This is a genomic window from Bradyrhizobium uaiense (genome assembly GCF_010811875.1).
Lineage (GTDB): Bacteria > Pseudomonadota > Alphaproteobacteria > Rhizobiales > Xanthobacteraceae > Bradyrhizobium > Bradyrhizobium uaiense.
This window is the reverse complement of sequence record NZ_VKHP01001278.1, coordinates 1-209: the sequence shown is the minus strand read 5'-3', so window position 1 is coordinate 209 and position 209 is coordinate 1. Positions and strand designations below refer to the sequence as shown.

At 62.7% G+C, this 209-nt stretch carries 1 pseudogene; it reads right to left on the bottom strand.

From position 1 onward, the window contains the following. A pseudogene (locus FNJ47_RS49620) lies at positions 1 to 113 on the bottom strand (branched-chain amino acid ABC transporter permease); the annotation flags it as partial. Positions 114 to 209 lie beyond the last annotated feature (96 nt).

Genomic DNA, 209 nt, shown 5'->3' with positions numbered 1-209 from the left:
GCCAGATTGACGAAATCCATGATGCCGAACACCAGGGTCAGTCCGGCCGCCAGCAGAAACAGCAACAGGCCGAATTGCAGGCCGTTCAGCAGTTGTTCGACGACGAGATACATCGTGAGGCTACGTCCCCTTGAGCGAAGCGGGGATGGGCGCACGCCGACGCATTGCACGCTGCGTGTTCTCCCTCGCCCCGCCGTTGCGGGGAGAGG